The following is an 18,490-nucleotide window of genomic DNA, read 5'->3' as shown; positions in this document are numbered from 1 at the left end:
CAGGCGCTTTTACATGAATTATCTTACTTCGGTAGGTTCAGCAATTGTTGCCCAGCCATTTGTTCAGCAACGCGAACTACCTGGCAGCTATAACCGAATTCGTTGTCATACCATACGTATAATACCGCACGATCTTCATCAACGATGGTCGCTTGTGAATCAACTACACCGGCGTAACGAGAACCAACTAAGTCGGTCGAAACAATTTCAGTTGATGCGGTGTAATCAATTTGCGCCTGCAAATCTGAATGCAATGCTTGGTCACGCAAAAATGCATTCAACTCATCTTTGCTGGTCGCTTTGTTCAAGTTCAGGTTCATAATGGCCATGGAAACATTCGGCGTTGGAACTCGAATCGCATTACCAGTTAATTTGCCTGCCAACTCGGGTAACGCTTTCGCCACAGCCTTCGCCGCACCGGTTGAGGTAAGAACCATATTCAACGGTGCAGAACGGCCACGACGCTCAGCTTTGTGGTAGTTATCAATTAAGTTTTGGTCATTGGTATACGAATGCACGGTTTCAACGTGGCCATTGCGAATACCATACGCGTCATTGACGACTTTCAATACTGGCGTAATTGCATTGGTGGTACAGCTTGCTGCACTAACGATGAGATCTTCAGGCTGAATATCCGTGTGATTAACACCATAAACAACATTCTTGATTTCGCCTTTAGCTGGCGCTGTTAACAGCACCTTCTTCACGCCTTTTGACTTCAAGTGCAAACCAAGACCAGCTTCATCTTTCCAGATACCCGTATTATCGATGATGATGGCATCGTTAATACCGTATTGCGTGTAATCAACTTGATCAGGGCCATCCGAGTAAATAACTTTTATGCTGGTGCCGTTGGCTTTAATCGCAGAATTTTCATGATCAACAGTGATTGAACCATTGAATGGGCCGTGGATTGAATCGCGACGCAACAAGCTAGCGCGCTTCTCTAGGTCGCCGTCACGACCACCACGCACAACAATGGCACGTAAGCGCATTTTGTTGTTGCTACCGTTGCGTTCAATCAGTAAGCGCGCTAACAAACGGCCGATACGTCCAAATCCGTACAAGACAACGTCTTGTGCTGGAATTTCATCTGCTTTGTCAACAATATCAACCAACTCGCGTTGCAAGTAAGCTTCAATGCTATCGCCCTTGCCCGCATCTTTGTGTAGGTAATTAAATGCAAGTTTACCAAGGTCAACACGCGCAGGCGCCAGTTTCATTTTGCTCAGCGCTTCAATAAACGGGAAGCTCTCACGCAAACGTAGCTTTACCCCCTCATGGCGACGAATTAATCGGTGCGCTTTGATAATATTAATGGTATCGACGTTTAGCAGTGAACGACCATAAACCAAGATTTCCACACCGTAATTGCGATACAAACGACCAATGATAGGCTGCATCATTTCGGCGTATTCTTGGCGTTCCTGCCAACTTGCTAGGGTCAGATCCTGTTGCTGATCACTCATGAGGTTACCTTTCTGTTACGTAAATTTGACGGTTGCGTGAAAATTGGCGGGTATTGTACTGAAATACTCCGACGAGCGCCAGAATCTCTGTAACTGACGATAAGACATGGTATAATTTTTCACAAAACAACAGGAGTAAAGATATGTTACGGCGCACCAAAATTGTCACCACACTCGGCCCTGCTACCGATGACCAAGTAGTTCTTGAAGCTCTCATTAAAGCAGGCGCGAATGTCGTTCGACTTAACTTTTCCCATGGTGTCGCCGAAGACCATGAGCGTCGAGCAAATCAAGTACGTGAAATTGCAAACCGCCTCGGTACGCATGTTGCGATTCTTGGTGATTTGCAGGGTCCTAAAATTCGTATCTCCAAATTTGAAAGTGGCGCTATTACGTTAGATGTAGGTGACGTGTTTGTTTTAGATGCGGCACTCGATAAAAATGCAGGCACTCAGCAGCGTGTCGGTATTGACTACAAAGAGCTACCACAAGATGTTAGCGAAGGCGATATTCTCCTGCTTGATGACGGCCGCGTTCGACTTCAGGTTGAAGATGTTAGCGGTTCACAAATCACCACGACGGTGACCGTGGGCGGCAAATTATCAAATAATAAAGGTATCAACCGTTTAGGCGGTGGCTTATCAGCCGCGGCATTAACCGAGAAAGATTTGCAAGATATTCAAACCGCGGCAAAAATTGGTGTTGATTATCTCGCTGTTAGCTTCCCAAGAAGTAGCGCCGATATTCACGAAGCCCGTCGTTTGCTGCGCGCTGCTGAAGGTCGTGGATTAATTTGTGCCAAAATTGAACGAGCTGAGGCCGTTGCGACAGACGCTGCGTTAGACGATATTATTCGCGCTTCAGACGCGGTGATGGTTGCGCGTGGTGACCTTGGTGTAGAAATTGGTGATGCCCAATTAGTTGGTAAACAAAAGCGTATCATTGAGCGCGCACGCCAGTGCAATAAGGTTGTGATTACAGCAACCCAAATGATGGAATCGATGATTGAAAGCCCAATGCCAACACGAGCAGAAGTGATGGACGTTGCGAACGCTGTATTGGACGGTACCGATGCCGTGATGTTGTCCGCAGAAACAGCGGCTGGCAAATATCCAGTAGCGACAGTCAAGGCAATGGCTGAAATTTGTTTGGGTGCAGAAACGCATCCAAGTGTCACGATCGATAAGCATGATCTCGATGAGACCTTTACATCAATTCAAGAAGCAACGGCGATCAGCGCCATGTACGCAGCAACGCATTTGGCTGGTGTAAAAGCTATCATCGCGTTAACAGAATCGGGCTCGACGGCGAAACTCATGTCGCGCATCAATACCATACTGCCGATTTTTTCCTTATCGCGTCACCAAGAAAGTCGAGCACGTTGTGCCTTATATCGCGGCGTGTACCCTATCGCATTTGATTCAACCAAAAGTGAGCCACACCAACTTGTGACGGATGCAGTGAATGAAATTAAATTACGTGGCCACGTGGTACCTGGTGATTTAGTTATTCTCACGCATGGCGATGTGATGGAGACCGTTGGCTCCACTAATACCTGTAAGATTATTGAAGTAAAATAATAATTAACGGTTTAAATAAAAGGCTCGCTATAAGCGAGCCTTTTTATTTACCTAGGTTTTTATTTACGTAGGCTTATTTCGTTGAGAAATCTGCAGCAAGTTCGTTCATATCGTCGATATAGCCATCGAGCTTTGATATTACACGGCGACGTTGGCGGTCAGTAAGTGACTCATACAACTGATACATAAGAGCGATGGTCAATTGTTGATTGTGTTCGATATGTTGCACCAACTCGTCGGAACGCAAGTGCTGCGGCTGATAAAACAATTCTAGCAGTTCTTGCTGAAACTGGTCCTGCTGTTGGCGGCGTTCTAATGTTTGTGCAAATTCTTCGAGCCAACGTTCGTTGTAATCTAGCCAAAGCTCTCGGGTATCAAACCGTTCAACCACCCAGCCGTTAATTAAGCGCTCTTGTAATTTAGTCGTCTGCCCTAACCAGTTTCTCGCGTTTTTCTCTGCACGGCGGCGTACTTGCTTTACTCGTTCCGATCGCTCTACATCTGATAATTCTTCGCGTTCTTCTCGCTGCTTTTCACGTAAATTAGCTAGTAATTCAGATACTTGTTGATCGCTTAGCTGTGGTAATAAATCAAGGGCATAGGGTTCAATACCTTGCAACATACGTTGCCAAACAATCAGCAATTCTTCGTATAGAGCAACAAGATCCGCTTCGGTTAAGGTCTCAGTAGCGATCTTTTCACGGAGTTGCTGGAGTTGCTTGGAGTAATATGGCAATTCTGAGGTTGCATGCCACTGATGAAGCGTTGTTATTGCTTGATCAACAGATTGCTCTTGCTGGTTACTAAACGATACATAATCATTCAATTTCCATTCAATTAATGTATCAGCAAAACGATAGCCGAGTTGCGTTGAGCAAGCGCTGAGCAGAAGTGTTAAAACAACAACGACTACAATGCTTGCTCTCGGCATATGCTTACTCCATCAGGAATTGAGGATGAGTTTCTTAATTCTATCTTTGTAACTGCGGCTAACTTTTAATTCTTTACCATTACGAAGAACCAAATGGTACTCTCCGTTCTGCCGGCTACATAGCTTTTCAACATGTTCCATATTCACAATGGCCGAGCGATGGATTCGCTGAAACCGCTGCGGATTTAATTCTTCTTCTAACTCTTTCATCGTGCGTCGCAAAATGTGCGTTTCATTACAAGCATGAATACACATGTAGTCACCTGCAGCATCAACCCATTCAATTGAATTGATCGCAACGCGGGTAATTTCGCCGCTTTCTTTTATCGCAATGTGTTCTGGGTAACGCGCTACACCAACATCTTCACCACTTGCTAAGCGCTTTAGAATAGCCTCGCAATCTTCACCCGTAGCATCTGCTAATAAGTTTAAGATACGATCTTGCTGTACTTTTTGTTCACGCGCGGCGAGACTTTTTTCAATACGTTGAATACTTTGCGCCAAGCGTTCGTGATCAACTGGCTTCAACAAATAATCAATGGCGCGCACTTCAAAGGCTTTTATGGCGTATTGGTCATAAGCTGTAACAAACACAATCAAGGGCATTTTATAGCCATGCGCTTGCACTTCACGTAGTAATTCGAAGCCGTTCATACCAGGCATTTGAATATCTAGAAACACCAAATCAGGCTGCTCGCGTCCAATAACCTCCAGCGCCTCTCGTGCGCTAGGACACTCTTGTAGGAGTTCAATTTGCTCAAACTCCTGCAAACGCACCACTAAACCACGTCGAGCGAGTGATTCATCATCGACAACTAAGGTGCGAATTTTATCAGTCATGCTTACTCTACCTGCTCTAATGGAATGCGAATTTCAATGCGTAAACCGCGCGGTTTGTTAGGTGTTAATGTAAATGAGTAATTCTTTCCATACAAGGCTTGTAATCGCTCACGTGTGTTCGCTAAGCCAACACCGCCTGATTCTGACAAGCTTTCGAGAGGTTTTGTGCAGCCTGGGCCATTATCAGCCACGGTAATTAGCAAATCTTCGCTAAATCGCTGAGCACGAACAACAACTTCACCCCCCTCTTCCAACTTGGCAATGGCATACTTTATCGAATTTTCAATTAATGGTTGCAAAAATAAACTCGGCACCAATGCGTGCTTTACATCTTCATCAATATCAACCGTAACTTTCAAACGGTCATCAAAACGCACTTTTTCAATATCTAAATACAGCATCAAAGCATCTAACTCACGCTCAAGCGGTATTTTTTTAATCGGCTCATTATCTAAGCTAAAGCGCAAAAATAAACTGAGCTTCGACATCATGCGATTAGCTAAATCATTTTCCTTCACCAAAATCAGCGTTGAAATGGCATTTAGTGTGTTAAACAAAAAATGCGGGTTTAATTGATATCGCAACATTTTTAACTGTGCTTGATGCGCCATCGATGTTGCCATTAAAGCCTTTTGTTTCTCATCTTGTAGCATCTGGTAATACTTGATACCAAAATACAAACCACTCCAACTTAACATGATGTAAAACTTGGCAATTGTATTCTTAAAATAGAACCAATTACTATCGGGACTAAAACCGAACTTATAAATTTCCCAATACGTTGCGTTATCCACTACTGCCCACAATGCAGCACAGACATAGCTTGCAGCAAGCACCACCAAAATCAATAACCACGGGCTTGAATCCCATATCCGGCGGTATAGGTATCGAAGTGGTACCGTTAATAGAAAACCTGCATAGGCGCCAAGTAGCAGAATTAACGCATAAATATCGCGCATTTCATGCATTAATGAGCCAATGTAATGCACTAAGGCATAACCACTCCAGCCGGCTGCTTGTAGAACCCAGAAAAAGCGATTACGGTCTTCTAACAGTTGTTTCCAATTATTCAGCATAAAGCCCCGAATGAGCGAAAGGTATTACCATCATTATACCGATTAAAATTCGCCAAGTGACATCCTTCATCGCAGTTCAACTGCTATATAGCGCGCTTCACCCGTGCTAAGATGTTTAACAAAAGCTAATTCAAGCATTTTGAGGATCGCTATGCTGCATTACCTAATTCGTGTTCAAGATGCCAACGCACACACCTTTTCGGTCACGATTGATATTCCCATTGTCAAAGCCCAAGAAGCTATTCATCTGAGCCTACCCGCTTGGATTCCAGGTAGCTATATGATCCGCGACTTTTCCAAAAACATCATTGGCATAAAAGCAGAACAACAAGGTAGTGCCTTGCCAATTGTGCATTGTGACAAGCAAACGTGGCGTATTGAAGCGCCAGAAGCCGGCATTGTTCAAGTAACCTACGAAGTTTACGCCTACGATTTAAGTGTGCGCAGTGCCTATTTAGATCAGCACTGGGGTTTCTATAATCATTCAAGCTTGTGTATGGCTGTTGATGGGCGCACTAACGAGGCCTGTGGTGTGACTATTACTGCACATAATGGTTGGCATGTCGCAACAGGAATGCCACGCAAGCAAGGGCACCCTTTTGGGCCTGGCGAATTCGAAGCAGAAAGCTATGAGGCACTGATCGATTACCCAGTGCTGATGGGGCGTTTAGATATCCATGAATTCATTGCCGGTGGAATTAAACATTCCATGGTGTTCGCTGGCCGTCATTTTGGCGATGCCGACAGAATTTGTCGCGACGTGGCCGCTATTTGTGAATACCAAATAGAAATGTTTGGGCAAGAACCGCCTTTTAAAGAGTATTTATTCCTTACCATGGTGGTCGGTAAAGGCTTTGGCGGGCTTGAGCATCGGAACTCAACCGCATTAGTCTGTAGCCGTAAAGATCTTATCCTGCCAGGCAAAGCGCAAATCGACGCGGATTACCGGACGTTTTTAAGCTTATGTAGTCATGAATATTTTCACAGCTGGAATATTAAGACGCTGAAGCCGAAAACATTTATCCCGTATCAATTAGACAAAGAGCATTACACGGAGCAGCTATGGTTCTATGAAGGTGTGACATCCTATTTTGACGATTATGTTTTACACCAAGTGGGCCTTATTGATGCCCCAACCTATTTGAGCCTAGTTGGTGAAACCATTGCGCGAGTTCAGCGCGGTGCGGGCGTAGACAAGCAAACTGTTACCGAATCGAGCTTTCATGCGTGGACCAAATTTTATAAACAAGATGAAAACTCGCCCAATAGCATCGTTAGTTATTATGCCAAAGGTGCCTTGATAGCCTTGTGTCTTGATTTAACCTTGCGGCTTGAATCGAATCATCAAGTTACTCTCGGTCTACTCATGCATGATTTATGGCATCGCTACGGGAAAACCTTAGAAGGCACGGATGATGACACCGTGGTTGAATTTATTCGTGACAACTATGGCATTGACTTGACAGGTTTCATTCACCAAGCACTTTACACCACTCAGCCGCTGCCAATCACCGAGCTACTAAACAAGTTTGGCGTGCAAGTAAAACGCGAAATCGGTGCTGACGATAACAGTTATGGCGGTAAACATGCGACCAATCAGTTACCTGTTGCACTTGGCGCAAAATACAAAGCGTCCAATCAGGGCTTAGAGTTACAAGTGGTTTTTGATGCTGAAGCAGCCCAAGCGGCGGGCCTTAGTGCTAGCGATAGAATTATTGCTATCGATAACCTGCAAGTTACCGACAGCAATGTCAAAGAGGTATTTGAACGATATAAACCTGACCAACAGGTTACTGTTCACGCATTTCGTCGCGATGAATTGATGCAACTTACACTAACCTGGCAAGCGCCGAAAAAAAACAATTATTTGTTGAGCGTTAGCGCAGCTCAGCAGGCACAGGGTTGGTTGCAGTTGCCGAAAAATGCTCAATAACTAACGCTGGGTCAAGCCGTTGATGGCGCCAATTGACGCGCCAATCGAGGTGAGGCCCAGTCACTCGGCCTGTTGCACCAATATCTGCAATGCGTTGTCCCTGCTCGACTTCTTCACCAACCTTGACGTGTAGCTTGTGTAAATGAATATAGGCGCTGGTGACGCCGTAACCATGGTCAATAATTAATGTGCCACCGGAATAAAATAAATCATTCTCAGCAACAATCACTTTACCCGCCCAAGGCGCAATGACCGGGCTACCGGTTGGAGCTGCTACATCCAAACCAAAGTGCGGATTGCGCGGGGTACCGTTAAAAATACGTTGGCTACCGTAAACACCACTGATACGACCTTTCGCCGGCATGATGGCAGGCTCTAAAAAATCAAGACGCTCACTCACTGCATCATTTCGTGCTTTCCAGACTAAAGCTGCTTCGCGACGCGCGCGCTCTTGCTGTTGCGGATCTGGTGTAACGGTTTGTTGCGGCACGCCATCAACCCGATCAATTTTATATTCGCGCGGCGCGATATCGATCACCCGTTTAAATTCGCGCCCCTCATCCGTAAACAGTGACAGTGTTTGAGGTCCATGTTGATCTCGCCCGAACCCGAATACAACACGGTTATCTGGCGTTAATTTTAACGCTTGACCATTAAGTTCCACGCGGGTTGCGCCGGTTATTTCAGCGATAATCAGGCCTCCAGACGTTAACGCGCCAGACAGCTCAGCGTTTGGAGTTTCTGCCGCTACGGAGCCAAACCAGCAACCCAAAGTAACTATTGCTAACGCTGCGAGCTTACGCATATCCAATCGCCCCTTTCCCGACACCTTCGAAACCAGTGACTTGTATCGATTCATTCGGATGGCTACGTTTGATAGTTTGCGCCAGATAAGTGGCAATGCACTCAACCGTTGAATCTGTCGGAATGATGTAATTCTCAGCCACTGGTACGAGTAATTCAAACAACCCCTGATCAGCAATATAGCTATAACCCACGTGACTTTGCGCAGTAACGTGTTGGGCATTTTGTGATCGTTGTAGCTGCGCAACTGGAACGACATCCTCTTCGGAGCCCAAATAAATATCTTGCCAGGTAGACGCCCATTGTTGTTCTAACGATTCAGAACGAGTCCCATTTAATGCGATATAGATACGCGAGCGGTGACCGTGAGCAATGCGCTGGCAATTACCATCATGTTTCTTCAAACCGTGCGTATAGTGGTAAAACGCCCCCGGAATTTCTTCGGCGCGCAATTGCAGTTCCAAGCCTTGTACATTATCTGGTAATTCGCGCTTTATGACTGCCCGCAGATAGTCAGTCACCGACGCCATGGTGACTCGTTGCGCGTCGATAAAGGCAAACGCATCAGCTGGACAAAATAAATGAATAGAGCGCTGCTCAGGCCGCATAAAATCGACCCAATAACTATTACCATCGTCATGATGAGTGACATGTGTATAGGCGTGTTCGGCTGGCACGGCAAGCTTGTGGTCGACAGCACCGTCAATAATTCGCTTGATTTGCTTTTTAACTCGACCAAAATCTAAAACCATCGATTGCTCGTTAAGCGAGCCATCAAGAATGATATCAACAATCCAACTCTCTCCTACCATGCCACGTTCGGGACACAGGTAAGAAAAATCAATAACGGTTAGATCGTTTACAAATAACTGCATAATTGTCTCTAATATCTCGAAAAATAAGCTCGTGCCAAGTATATCACCGCCTATGGCGTAGCGATAACTTTGATCAACACAAACCAATCATAAATAAGTTTTGCACTCAATAGCAGCAATGCTGTGCCCATGGTGCGATCGATCCAATGGCTAATTGCCCACAGACGGCGATAAAATGGGCGCCAAGTTATCAATGTGGCAAGCAAGGCAAACCAAATACCCGTGGCAATGGCCATGTAAATGCCATAAAACAACTTCACGCTTGTTGGTGTTGCAGGGTTAATCACCGTACTAAACAAGGCTAAGAAAAACAGTGTTGCTTTTACGTTTAAGCCATTCGTAAGAAAGCCGACCCTAAACGCTTTGGCGGAGCTAATTTCACTTGCCTGTAGGTGGTGTTCGGGAGCTGAACCTTGACGCGGCTGAGATTGAATTGCTTGCCATCCGAGCCAGCCTAGATAGCCTGCTCCAACTAATAATAATGTGCCATATATCCAAGTATAACGATGAATAATCAGTGCAACGCCAAGAACCGAATAAGCAACATGCAATAAGATGCCAGTGCCGATGCCTAACGCAACCCAACGACCAACCCGTCGGCCAAAACTCATGCTGTAACGCGTGGTGACAGCAAAGTCAGGACCGGGGCTGGCGACAGCCAATAAATGTAACGTGGCGATAGTTAAAAACTCTGCCCAATAGATTGCCAAATAATCCATTCTGATTTACTTTAAGTTAATTGGTTTTCGCGCTGGAATTCTAAAATGAAACAACAGAAACTCCCTTCTCTCAATGCGTTACGCGTATTTGCAGTTGCTGCACATGCCGAAAGTTTTAAACAGGCCGCACAGCAATTAGGCGTGTCGCAATCAAACATTACACGGCAAATTCAAGCACTTGAAGAGCAATTAGGGACACGTTTATTTCAACGAGATAATCGCGTTCACGCACTTACTACCGCAGGCGAGACGCTGGCCCCTGATCTCTTACGATTGTTTCGAGAACTGGATCGCACGGTTGATCGCGCTCGAAATATCGGTGATAGTGAGGCCACTACGTTACGCATTGCGCTTCCCGAAAGTTTTCTCCGCTGGTGGTTATCAAGTCGACTTGCCGAGTTTTACGCTTTATATCCACACATTCAGGTACAATTTAATACCGTATCACTGTTTCCAGATGCTTCAGAGCGCGCCAATATATGCTCCGAGCTTCAACATGAACAGCTTGATATTGCACTTCACTACGGACAACTTCGTGATCAGGCATTAAAACAGATGCCATTATACACGCCAACTTATGTTCCCGTCGCCCCTATTGATAGCGAAATACCATTAGCGTCACGTCCGTGGTACGTTGACCCAAAAGCGCCGTATTGGCAACACTTTAAAAAAGCTCAATCTCATCTGGCTCGGCAGTTACAAACGCGTCACGTTGGCAACAGCAATATAGCTATTGATTTGTTGCATGGTACCGATAGCATTACCCTTATTGACCAACTGTATTTAACCCACCCACAGTTACAGCAGTTTGCTAAACACACCGAATATCAAGTGACGCTTCCAGAGCCCATTGCACTAGCAGTTAAACAGCGGCAACGTCAACCGGTCGCACTTGTGGCTTTTACCAAATGGTTACAGGCTCGATTACTTAGTTCGCAGGCGGATACCGTTCGGCAAGACTAATGCTATCGCCAGTATGGGTAACCACTCGCGCATGACGACGATTCAATTGACGCGGATCGGAAACACCACATGAATGCGCAATAATATTGACGCCGTACTCTAAATATTTATGGTAATTGGCAACGCGGACGCTTTTATCAGCTGGGTCCAACCCACGTTGAAGGCTCTTATCGTGGGTTGTAACGCCAGTTGGACAGGTGTTTTTGTTGCATTGCATGGCCTGTATGCAGCCCAACGAGAACATAAAACCGCGTGCAGACACCACAAAATCAGCACCAATTGCCAGCGCCCAAGCAACATCTGCTGGGGTTATCATTTTACCGGAAGCAACAATACGAATACGTTCCTTAAGCCCTGCTGCGGCCAACTTATCAACTAAAATTGGTAAACTTTCAGAGAGCTTTAAGCCGACATAATCCATTAATGGTTGCGGTGCAGAGCCTGTTCCGCCATCGGCACTATCTAAGGTAATAAAGTCAGGGGCTGAGGCTTCACCACGAGATTTTATGGTCGCAACGAGCTCGTCAATCCAATTAGGCTCCCCCATAACAAACTTAATGCCGGTTGGCTTCCCCGTGATGGTGCGTACACGATGGATAAAGTCGAGCAACTCGTCGTTATTGCTAATTTCAGGATGCCGATTTGGTGAAATGGAATCTTTGCCTTGTGGAATACCTCGAATTTCGGCGATTTCCGCATTGACTTTAATACCGGGAAGTATTCCGCCCTTGCCCGGCTTAGCGCCTTGACTGAGCTTGATTTCAAACATTTTTACGTGTTTTTTCGCAGCAATATCCCGCAATTTACCCTCGTGTAATTCACCGGTAGCGGTTCGCACACCGTATTTCGCGGTACCGATTTGAAAAACAAGATCGCACTCACCCACTAAGTGATAAGGACTAAGCCCTCCCTCGCCAGTATTCAGCCAACACCCAGCTAGTTTTGCTCCTTTTGATAGAGCGGTTACGGCAACTGGCGATAGTGCACCGTAACTCATTCCAGAGATGTGAAAATAACTGATTGGCGAGTATGGATACTCACAATTCGCGCCAATTGTTACAGGTTCAGGTTGTGTTTTATCCTCTTCCTGATGCGGATATGCGCTATTGGCAAAAATTATCGTGCCATTTTTAGTTAAATCTCGGGTCGAACCAAATGCGAGTGTTCTGTCTGCATTTTTTGCTGCGCGATAAACCCAACTGCGTTGTGCTCGGTTAAACGGCATCTCTTCCCTGTCCATGGCATAAAAATACTGCCGGAAAAATTCACCGAGATGCTCGAACATGTAACGGAATCGCCCAATAACTGGGAAGTTCCGTCGAATGGTATGGCGTGTTTGCCGTTTATCAATGACATACATGACGCCCACAGCAACCACACCCAGTAACAGGGCAAGTATAAATAAGGCAACCAACCATTGCGCAATTACTAATAATGTCGTCATCCAGCCATTCACAGCAATTTCCCTTAGCATTATTGAAAAACCTTATACACAACATATAAAAAGCCCCCGCATTTGGCGAGGGCTTCGTTCAATTTATTTAGCAAAACTAATTATCAGAGTGCTTAATGGCGCTAAACACTTCGGCGAAACTTGTCGCGCGCGGGTACAGGCGCACTGATTCGCCAGTTACTGCGAGTATTTTTAGCGACACGATCATGCCATGAAGTGCATTACTCTCTGTTATGACAATAAAATCACAACCAGCTTCTTGCATTGTTGCAGCAATATCGCCAATACGTGAGTTTTTTACCTGAGCAAGCGTAATCGATGGTAACCGCCGTAATGGCGTCATGACATACCCAACGGTTAGTTCGTGCCATGGTAACTGCAACAAGTTGGCAATAACGCCGCTTTGCCGACCATGTAAATCACGAGCCATCAATACCCCAACAATCGTGTTTTCGCTATCTACAACGGCCGCGTATCGTTTGTCCGTGCGGCTCAATAACTGCTCTGCATCGCCTACGCCCATCGACATCGGCAGAACGGCAAGTTGCAAACTATTAAGCTTATCAACCACATGGGTTGCGCTTTGGTGCCAATCTAAATAGGTTGGCGCGGTACTTTTTTCCGGCAGCGGCAAAAAATTATCGGCTGGAACTGGCGCCCACCGAAGTGCGTGAAATTCAGACATAACTTACCTCTGTTCAATAATAATGAATTATTTAGTCGTTTATTTAAGCGACTGACAGAGGTGGGCCCCGTACGTAGTGAGTTTGTTTATGAGGTTGCGTATCAACAAAATAAACAGCGACAACGATATGCCCCAAATTAGGACAAGGTGTTGTGTGGTTTTGAGTAACGGCGCCGTCATCAGATTCGTCAGAATATTGACGTTCGGGCGCGACAGAGTATGCAAAGGAATCTTGCGCTAGTTGATAGCCATCGATAGTCGTGAGGGTACCCTGCGGGCTGAGCCACAGTAACGACAAAACAATGGGGAATAAACACGCTCGAAGTAAATACACAAGAAGTCTTTAGTAATTGATATACATCAAAGATAAGGACGTTTCGTCGCAATAACAAGGTGTCGGAATAAAAATAATGAACTTTAAAAAGAATGGTGCCCGGGGCCGGACTTGAACCGGCACGCTGTTACCAGCGAGGGATTTTAAATCCCTTGTGTCTACCAATTTCACCACCCGGGCATTCTGTATTGCCTGAGGTACTCTTCAATGGAGGCGGGTCCCGGAGTCGAACCGAGATCCACGGATTTGCAATCCGCTGCATAGCCATTCTGCCAACCCGCCATTGAATTTGGAGCGGGAAACGAGATTCGAACTCGCGACCCCAACCTTGGCAAGGTTGTGCTCTACCACTGAGCTATTCCCGCATCCAGTGCTTGCGCATTCTACTGTCTATTTCGGCGAGGTCAACGACTTTTTCGCTTGAAAGCGTTCGTTTGGCTATTTTTAATCCACTTGGCTTAAATCTGACCAAGCAGCGCGCAAATATTCCCACATTGACCATAACGTTAGAACGAACGCAGCATACAATAAAATCGTTGCGGTGACGATAACAAATGTATTCGCCTCCCAAATTAGTCCGCCAATGGCAACCATTTGTGCAATCGTCTTAAATTTACCCAAACTAGAAACCTTCACCTGTTCTTGTCGACCAATTTGTGCCATCCATTCGCGTAACGCCGAAATCACCAGTTCACGGCTGATAATGGTTAATGCGGGTATGCTAATCCACCAGGTGGCATAGTGCTCAACCACAACTACTAACGATGCTGCAACCATGACTTTATCGGCCACTGGGTCTAAAAATGCACCGAACTTGGTAAATTGATTAAACTTCCGTGCTACCCAACCATCAAGTGCGTCGGTGATACCGGCAACAGCAAAGACAAATGCAGCCCAAAAATGAGCTTCTTGCCCTGGTAGATAATAAATAATCAAAAATACCGGTATCAGTATGATCCGAAAGCTCGTTAGAACGTTTGGAATGTTCCACATTTGTAATTTTATCCTCTATTCATCGCGAAAAGCATGGTAGATAGTTTCTGCCAATTCACGACTAATTCCTGGCACCGCGATAAGTTGCTCAATACTAGCTTGTTTTACTTCCTGTAATCCACCAAGATTTTGCAATAATTTCTGCCGACGCTTAGCCCCTATTCCCGGAATATCTTCTAATTTTGAAGTGCGCCTAACTTTTGCTCGACGCTGTCGGTGTCCGGTTATAGCAAAGCGATGCGACTCATCGCGAATGTGTTGCACCAAGTGCAACGCCGGTGCATCGGCAGCGAGCGGGATGGTTTCATGACTACCAGCTAGAATAAGGGTTTCTAGGCCAGGTTTACGCGATTCGCCTTTTGCAACACCAATAAGCATAGGAGGTTTCACGCCGGCATCGACACCCCAATCATTAAAGTAACTTTCCGCTTGGGCTAATTGTCCTTTGCCACCATCGATGAATAGAATGTCGGGAATGGCTGATTTCCCTTCATCGCTTAAAAGCGCTGCATCGAAACGTCGCTGGAGAGCTTGCGCCATCGCAGCATAATCATCTCCAGGAGTAATGCCTTTAATGTTAAAACGGCGATAATCCGATTTTTTTGGCCCTTGCCGATCAAACACCACGCAAGATGCTACCGTTTCTTGCCCCATGGTATGGCTGATATCAAAACATTCCATGCGTTGAATTGGGTTTTCAAGATCGAGTACCTGTTCGAGTTGTTGCAAGCGCATCACCATGGTGTTTTCTTGATTCAGCTTACCCTCTAGCGCATTCAATGCATTCTTCTGCGCTAATATTTGGTACTGTTTGCGTTCGCCTCGTACGTTATGGGTCATGCGTACTTTTTGTGCAAGAGCTTGCTCTAGCACTTGCAGGTTATGCTCAGGATCAAGAACCTGTGCGGCATTCGCTTCCGGTAGAATTATTTCCCGCGGTAATCGGCGCCCGACTTGATCGTTCAAATAGAATTGCAGCATAAATGCCAGCAATATCTCAGAGTCATCGGTATTGGCTGGAACCTTCGGAAAGTAGCTGCGGCTTCCTTGCACGGCACCTTCGCGAATAAACAGCAGATGCACTGCAGCAATACCGCCACGACGAATAAACCCAATTACATCAAGCTCTTGTTGATTTCCGGTTACCGCGTTACGCTCTTGTACTTTGCGCATAGCCGCTATCTGATCACGAAACCGAGCCGCTCGTTCAAAATCAAGTGATTCACTGGCTTGTTCCATTCGTTGCACCAGTTGGTCAATCACCTGCTGATTCTTACCGAGTAAGAAGGCCTTCGCTAAATCGACCTGCTCTTGGTATTCGCTATCTGTACAATAACCTTCTACACACGGCGCTAAGCAACGTTTTAGCTGATATTGTAAACAAGGTCGACTACGCGCGCGATAGTATGAATCTTCGCATTGGCGAACGGGGAAAATTTTCTGCATGAGACGCAAACTTTCACGTACCGCTACGCCACTTGGGAAAGGCCCAAAGTAATCCCCTTTTTCTCGACGCGCACCACGATGAAATGCCAAGCGCGGATGTTGATGAGAACTAACAAAGATGTAAGGGTAAGACTTATCGTCGCGTAACAACACGTTATAACGTGGCCGATATTTCTTAATGAAATTATTTTCAAGGATTAGGGCTTCAGCTTCGGTATTAGTAACCGTCACATCCATTGAAGCAATTTGTTTGACTAACGTTTGGGTTTTTGGCGTGTCAATATTTTGTCGAAAATAACTGCTGACACGCTTTTTAAGATCTTTCGCCTTCCCCACATAAATAACAACACCATCATTATCGTACATCCGGTATACACCCGGCTGATGAGTCAAATGCTGAATAAATGTCTTGGAGTTAAATTGCGAGTCAGTCATACCTTTGCGTTGGGTCGATTTCAACAAGACCTGATTGTATCGCAAGATGCGTCAATTCGACATCTCCTGCGACACCAAGTTTGCTAAAAATGCGATAACGGAAGGTATTCACTGTTTTGCTGCTTATATTAAGGTACTTGGCGATATCCACAACACGAATACCACGCCCTAACATTTGCGTCACTTGTAACTCGCGATCGCTAAGTGATTTAAGTAATCGGCGAAAGCTCTGACTACGAGGATTTTTTGCCAAATATTCGGCAACTTCGCTCGCAACATACATTTGTCCACGGCTAACATTGGCGCACGCCCGCTCAAATTCCTCATAACGTGCGTTAGTTAACAGAAAACCATCAACTTTGTTTGTATTACATTGAAAATCCAGTACATCTTGGAAATTTTCAGCCCAGAGTATGATCTGAAGATCATTGTGTCGTCGGTGTAACCGGCGCCAACTTTCTATCGTCCCATCACCTGCAAGTCGACTGGATAAAATGACAGCTGCGAACGGATGATTTTTAACTTCATCGCGTAATTCATTAATGGTCGAAACACTTGCTACAACGCGGTATTTATTATTATGTGAGCTTAATGTTGTGTACATACCCGCACGCAACAAATCACTCGGTATTGCAATGATAAAGTCGGTCATGACGACACGTTCCTTGTGTGGTTAGCTTAGCAACTTATTCACTAAGTGAACTCAGATATGAACTATCTTTGAACTAAAATCAACAATAAATTCATAAAATTACATCATAATCAGCAAATAGCTTACAAAGTGAAGATAAGTTAACCAAACACCGTCACAGTTTGTCGGCTGATGGCTACTAATTTACCGTTATCATCCCATATGTGAGCATGCGTGTGCCCATAGCCGTCTGCCGCGTAATCGATATAAGCCACATATTGCCACCAATCATGACTGCTTTTTTCCGAATCTAACGGTTCAGGGAATTCGATGGTCCAGGTTAACGAACTTGCTGGTGCCGGCTCGCTTAAATGTGGTAACAAAGCTGGCGGCCAGGCATCCACCAAACCGAGAAGTAAACCAATGGAAATCCGGTGGCGTTCCTCGCTATAACGCATCCAACCACCGAACTCGCGTGACTTATTACCGGTAAAAGGAAGTCCTCCTACCGATACTGAGTAGTCGTAGTGATGGGTAAATTCGGGAAGAATAGCTACCTTTGGAAATGATGGTCCATGTTCGCGACTAGGTACCTGCGCTGTTGGCGTATCAGTTACCCGCACTGCCGATGGTCTAGAGCGACCATAACTGGCCAAGGCTGCTAGAACGACGGCGTTATCTTGCTCAATTTCAACGGCAATTTGCGTCACGTTTTTACCTTCACGCAGTATTCGCCGTTTTAACACGGCCATCCCAGCTTGAATCGGTGCGACAAACGATACCGTAAATGCACGCAGTGCTTGCTCTTCACTGGCACCATAATGAGCGTGCTGCCAGGCAATTGCAGCGGTTAGCCCGCCAAACAGCGCACGCCCCTGCCCCCAACCTTCTGGAAGCTGAATGGTTTGCTCTGCGGATTGATCAATCTGCTTCAACACATCCGTAAATAACATAACACCTCCAAGTTCGTTACTCGTACGCTGCGCTGTTCGTGCTTCGTGCGTTCGCTTCGCTCTCTGTTGGTCTTTTGATTTTTCGAGCAGCGTAGCGGACGAACAGCGCAGCGCACGAACAACGAATAACGCTTTTGCCGTTAGTATACACAGGTACGACCAGATGAAAACGTCAGAATTTACAGGCATAGAAACGAAAAAAGCCCGCTCATTTGAGCGGGCTTTCGAGAATAGTGGCGGAGAGAGAGGGATTCGAACCCCCGGTGGGCGCGAGCCCACGCCTGATTTCAAGTCAGGTGCATTCAACCGAACTCTGCCATCTCTCCGCGGTCATATGAGGTGTGTGCCTCAAGACGAAGCGAATGATAAA

At 45.8% G+C, this 18,490-nt stretch carries 16 protein-coding genes and 4 tRNA genes; 3 read left to right on the top strand and 17 right to left on the bottom strand.

Annotated elements, in window-relative coordinates; translation table 11 throughout:
• Nucleotides 1–23: 23 nt before the first annotated feature.
• Nucleotides 24–1,469 carry a glyceraldehyde-3-phosphate dehydrogenase gene (locus tag LG272_RS07925; RefSeq protein ID WP_126758806.1) on the bottom strand — a complete coding sequence of 482 codons (1,446 nt, stop codon included), beginning with the start codon at nt 1,467–1,469 and terminating at the stop codon, nt 24–26.
• A gap of 143 nt (nt 1,470–1,612) precedes the next feature.
• Between LG272_RS07925 and pyk the strand changes: the two genes are divergently transcribed.
• Nucleotides 1,613–3,049, top strand: a complete 1,437-nt coding sequence (pyk, locus tag LG272_RS07920) for a pyruvate kinase (protein WP_404407802.1) — start codon at nt 1,613–1,615, stop codon at nt 3,047–3,049.
• Nucleotides 3,050–3,122: 73 nt separating this feature from the next.
• Here the strand turns inward: pyk and LG272_RS07915 are convergent, their stop codons facing one another.
• From LG272_RS07915 to LG272_RS07905, 3 genes are read right to left on the bottom strand one after another with little or no spacing between them, the layout of a single operon-like run.
• Nucleotides 3,123–3,980: a DUF6279 family lipoprotein gene (locus LG272_RS07915; RefSeq protein ID WP_404407800.1), complete on the bottom strand. Its 858-nt coding sequence runs from the start codon at nt 3,978–3,980 to the stop codon at nt 3,123–3,125.
• Between the two features lie 12 nt (nt 3,981–3,992).
• Complete coding sequence (locus LG272_RS07910) at nt 3,993–4,820, bottom strand: LytTR family DNA-binding domain-containing protein (RefSeq protein WP_126758803.1); 828 nt, start codon at nt 4,818–4,820, stop codon at nt 3,993–3,995.
• Nucleotides 4,821–4,822: 2 nt separating this feature from the next.
• Complete coding sequence (locus tag LG272_RS07905; protein ID WP_404407798.1) at nt 4,823–5,896, bottom strand: sensor histidine kinase; 1,074 nt, start codon at nt 5,894–5,896, stop codon at nt 4,823–4,825.
• A 151-nt stretch (nt 5,897–6,047) separates the two neighbouring features.
• Here LG272_RS07905 and LG272_RS07900 point away from each other — a divergent pair, with 151 nt between their 5' ends.
• A complete protein-coding gene (locus LG272_RS07900; RefSeq protein WP_404407796.1) occupies nt 6,048–7,829 on the top strand; it encodes a M61 family metallopeptidase in 1,782 nt (593 codons plus the stop codon).
• Here the strand turns inward: LG272_RS07900 and LG272_RS07895 are convergent.
• From LG272_RS07895 to LG272_RS07885, 3 genes are read right to left on the bottom strand one after another with little or no spacing between them, the layout of a single operon-like run.
• A complete protein-coding gene (locus LG272_RS07895; RefSeq protein ID WP_404407794.1) occupies nt 7,774–8,634 on the bottom strand; it encodes a M23 family metallopeptidase in 861 nt (286 codons plus the stop codon). The two genes, LG272_RS07900 and LG272_RS07895, sit on opposite strands and share 56 nt — an antisense overlap.
• On the bottom strand, nt 8,627–9,508 hold the full coding sequence (locus LG272_RS07890; protein ID WP_404407792.1) for a 6-carboxytetrahydropterin synthase: 882 nt from the start codon (nt 9,506–9,508) through the stop codon (nt 8,627–8,629). The genes LG272_RS07895 and LG272_RS07890 overlap by 8 nt, the downstream gene beginning before the upstream one ends.
• 50 nt (nt 9,509–9,558) lie before the next feature.
• Nucleotides 9,559–10,227, bottom strand: a complete 669-nt coding sequence (locus tag LG272_RS07885) for a LysE family translocator (RefSeq protein WP_404407790.1) — start codon at nt 10,225–10,227, stop codon at nt 9,559–9,561.
• Nucleotides 10,228–10,272: 45 nt separating this feature from the next.
• On the opposite strand from LG272_RS07885, the gene LG272_RS07880 reads away from it, so the two are divergent.
• Nucleotides 10,273–11,190, top strand: a complete 918-nt coding sequence (locus LG272_RS07880; RefSeq protein ID WP_404407788.1) for a LysR family transcriptional regulator — start codon at nt 10,273–10,275, stop codon at nt 11,188–11,190.
• Here LG272_RS07880 and LG272_RS07875 read toward each other — a convergent pair.
• From LG272_RS07875 to LG272_RS07830, 10 genes are all read right to left on the bottom strand, one after another.
• Complete coding sequence (locus LG272_RS07875) at nt 11,156–12,634, bottom strand: FMN-binding glutamate synthase family protein (RefSeq protein ID WP_404409978.1); 1,479 nt, start codon at nt 12,632–12,634, stop codon at nt 11,156–11,158. The genes LG272_RS07880 and LG272_RS07875 overlap by 35 nt on opposite strands.
• Nucleotides 12,635–12,740: 106 nt before the next feature.
• On the bottom strand, nt 12,741–13,328 hold the full coding sequence (locus LG272_RS07870; protein WP_126758796.1) for a CBS domain-containing protein: 588 nt from the start codon (nt 13,326–13,328) through the stop codon (nt 12,741–12,743).
• Between the two features lie 427 nt (nt 13,329–13,755).
• Nucleotides 13,756–13,842: transfer RNA gene (locus LG272_RS07865), tRNA-Leu, on the bottom strand.
• A 28-nt stretch (nt 13,843–13,870) separates the two neighbouring features.
• Nucleotides 13,871–13,944 (bottom strand) — tRNA-Cys (locus LG272_RS07860).
• 8 nt (nt 13,945–13,952) lie between these two features.
• Nucleotides 13,953–14,027: transfer RNA gene (locus LG272_RS07855), tRNA-Gly, on the bottom strand.
• Between the two features lie 79 nt (nt 14,028–14,106).
• A complete protein-coding gene (pgsA, locus tag LG272_RS07850) occupies nt 14,107–14,655 on the bottom strand; it encodes a CDP-diacylglycerol--glycerol-3-phosphate 3-phosphatidyltransferase (RefSeq protein WP_126758795.1) in 549 nt (182 codons plus the stop codon).
• A gap of 15 nt (nt 14,656–14,670) precedes the next feature.
• A complete protein-coding gene (gene uvrC, locus LG272_RS07845) occupies nt 14,671–16,536 on the bottom strand; it encodes an excinuclease ABC subunit UvrC (protein WP_126758794.1) in 1,866 nt (621 codons plus the stop codon).
• Nucleotides 16,529–17,188 carry a LuxR C-terminal-related transcriptional regulator gene (locus tag LG272_RS07840; protein ID WP_404407785.1) on the bottom strand — a complete coding sequence of 220 codons (660 nt, stop codon included), beginning with the start codon at nt 17,186–17,188 and terminating at the stop codon, nt 16,529–16,531. The genes uvrC and LG272_RS07840 overlap by 8 nt, the downstream gene beginning before the upstream one ends.
• Nucleotides 17,189–17,328: 140 nt before the next feature.
• Nucleotides 17,329–18,120 (bottom strand): thioesterase family protein, encoded by a 792-nt coding sequence (locus LG272_RS07835; protein ID WP_404407783.1) that lies wholly within the window; start codon nt 18,118–18,120, stop codon nt 17,329–17,331.
• Nucleotides 18,121–18,354: 234 nt separating this feature from the next.
• Nucleotides 18,355–18,446, bottom strand: a tRNA-Ser gene (locus LG272_RS07830).
• Nucleotides 18,447–18,490: the final 44 nt, after the last annotated feature.

The organism is Pseudidiomarina marina (assembly GCF_044807045.1).
GTDB lineage: Bacteria > Pseudomonadota > Gammaproteobacteria > Enterobacterales > Alteromonadaceae > Pseudidiomarina > Pseudidiomarina marina.
Note: the sequence above shows the minus strand (reverse complement) of the source record. Positions and strands in the feature narration are given on the sequence as shown.

What these genes read in the sequence shown, in the direction of transcription:
- LG272_RS07910 (WP_126758803.1), bottom strand. Translation starts at nt 4,820, where the DNA reads ATGACTGATAAAATTCGCACCTTAGTTGTCGATGATGAATCACTCGCT.
- LG272_RS07915 (WP_404407800.1), bottom strand. Translation starts at nt 3,980, where the DNA reads ATGCCGAGAGCAAGCATTGTAGTCGTTGTTGTTTTAACACTTCTGCTC.
- LG272_RS07875 (WP_404409978.1), bottom strand. Translation starts at nt 12,634, where the DNA reads ATGACGACATTATTAGTAATTGCGCAATGGTTGGTTGCCTTATTTATA.
- pyk (WP_404407802.1), top strand. Translation starts at nt 1,613, where the DNA reads ATGTTACGGCGCACCAAAATTGTCACCACACTCGGCCCTGCTACCGAT.
- LG272_RS07880 (WP_404407788.1), top strand. Translation starts at nt 10,273, where the DNA reads ATGAAACAACAGAAACTCCCTTCTCTCAATGCGTTACGCGTATTTGCA.
- LG272_RS07905 (WP_404407798.1), bottom strand. Translation starts at nt 5,896, where the DNA reads ATGCTGAATAATTGGAAACAACTGTTAGAAGACCGTAATCGCTTTTTC.
- LG272_RS07835 (WP_404407783.1), bottom strand. Translation starts at nt 18,120, where the DNA reads ATGTTATTTACGGATGTGTTGAAGCAGATTGATCAATCCGCAGAGCAA.
- LG272_RS07895 (WP_404407794.1), bottom strand. Translation starts at nt 8,634, where the DNA reads ATGCGTAAGCTCGCAGCGTTAGCAATAGTTACTTTGGGTTGCTGGTTT.
- LG272_RS07890 (WP_404407792.1), bottom strand. Translation starts at nt 9,508, where the DNA reads ATGCAGTTATTTGTAAACGATCTAACCGTTATTGATTTTTCTTACCTG.
- LG272_RS07925 (WP_126758806.1), bottom strand. Translation starts at nt 1,469, where the DNA reads ATGAGTGATCAGCAACAGGATCTGACCCTAGCAAGTTGGCAGGAACGC.
- uvrC (WP_126758794.1), bottom strand. Translation starts at nt 16,536, where the DNA reads ATGACTGACTCGCAATTTAACTCCAAGACATTTATTCAGCATTTGACT.
- LG272_RS07885 (WP_404407790.1), bottom strand. Translation starts at nt 10,227, where the DNA reads ATGGATTATTTGGCAATCTATTGGGCAGAGTTTTTAACTATCGCCACG.
- LG272_RS07870 (WP_126758796.1), bottom strand. Translation starts at nt 13,328, where the DNA reads ATGTCTGAATTTCACGCACTTCGGTGGGCGCCAGTTCCAGCCGATAAT.
- pgsA (WP_126758795.1), bottom strand. Translation starts at nt 14,655, where the DNA reads ATGTGGAACATTCCAAACGTTCTAACGAGCTTTCGGATCATACTGATA.
- LG272_RS07840 (WP_404407785.1), bottom strand. Translation starts at nt 17,188, where the DNA reads ATGACCGACTTTATCATTGCAATACCGAGTGATTTGTTGCGTGCGGGT.
- LG272_RS07900 (WP_404407796.1), top strand. Translation starts at nt 6,048, where the DNA reads ATGCTGCATTACCTAATTCGTGTTCAAGATGCCAACGCACACACCTTT.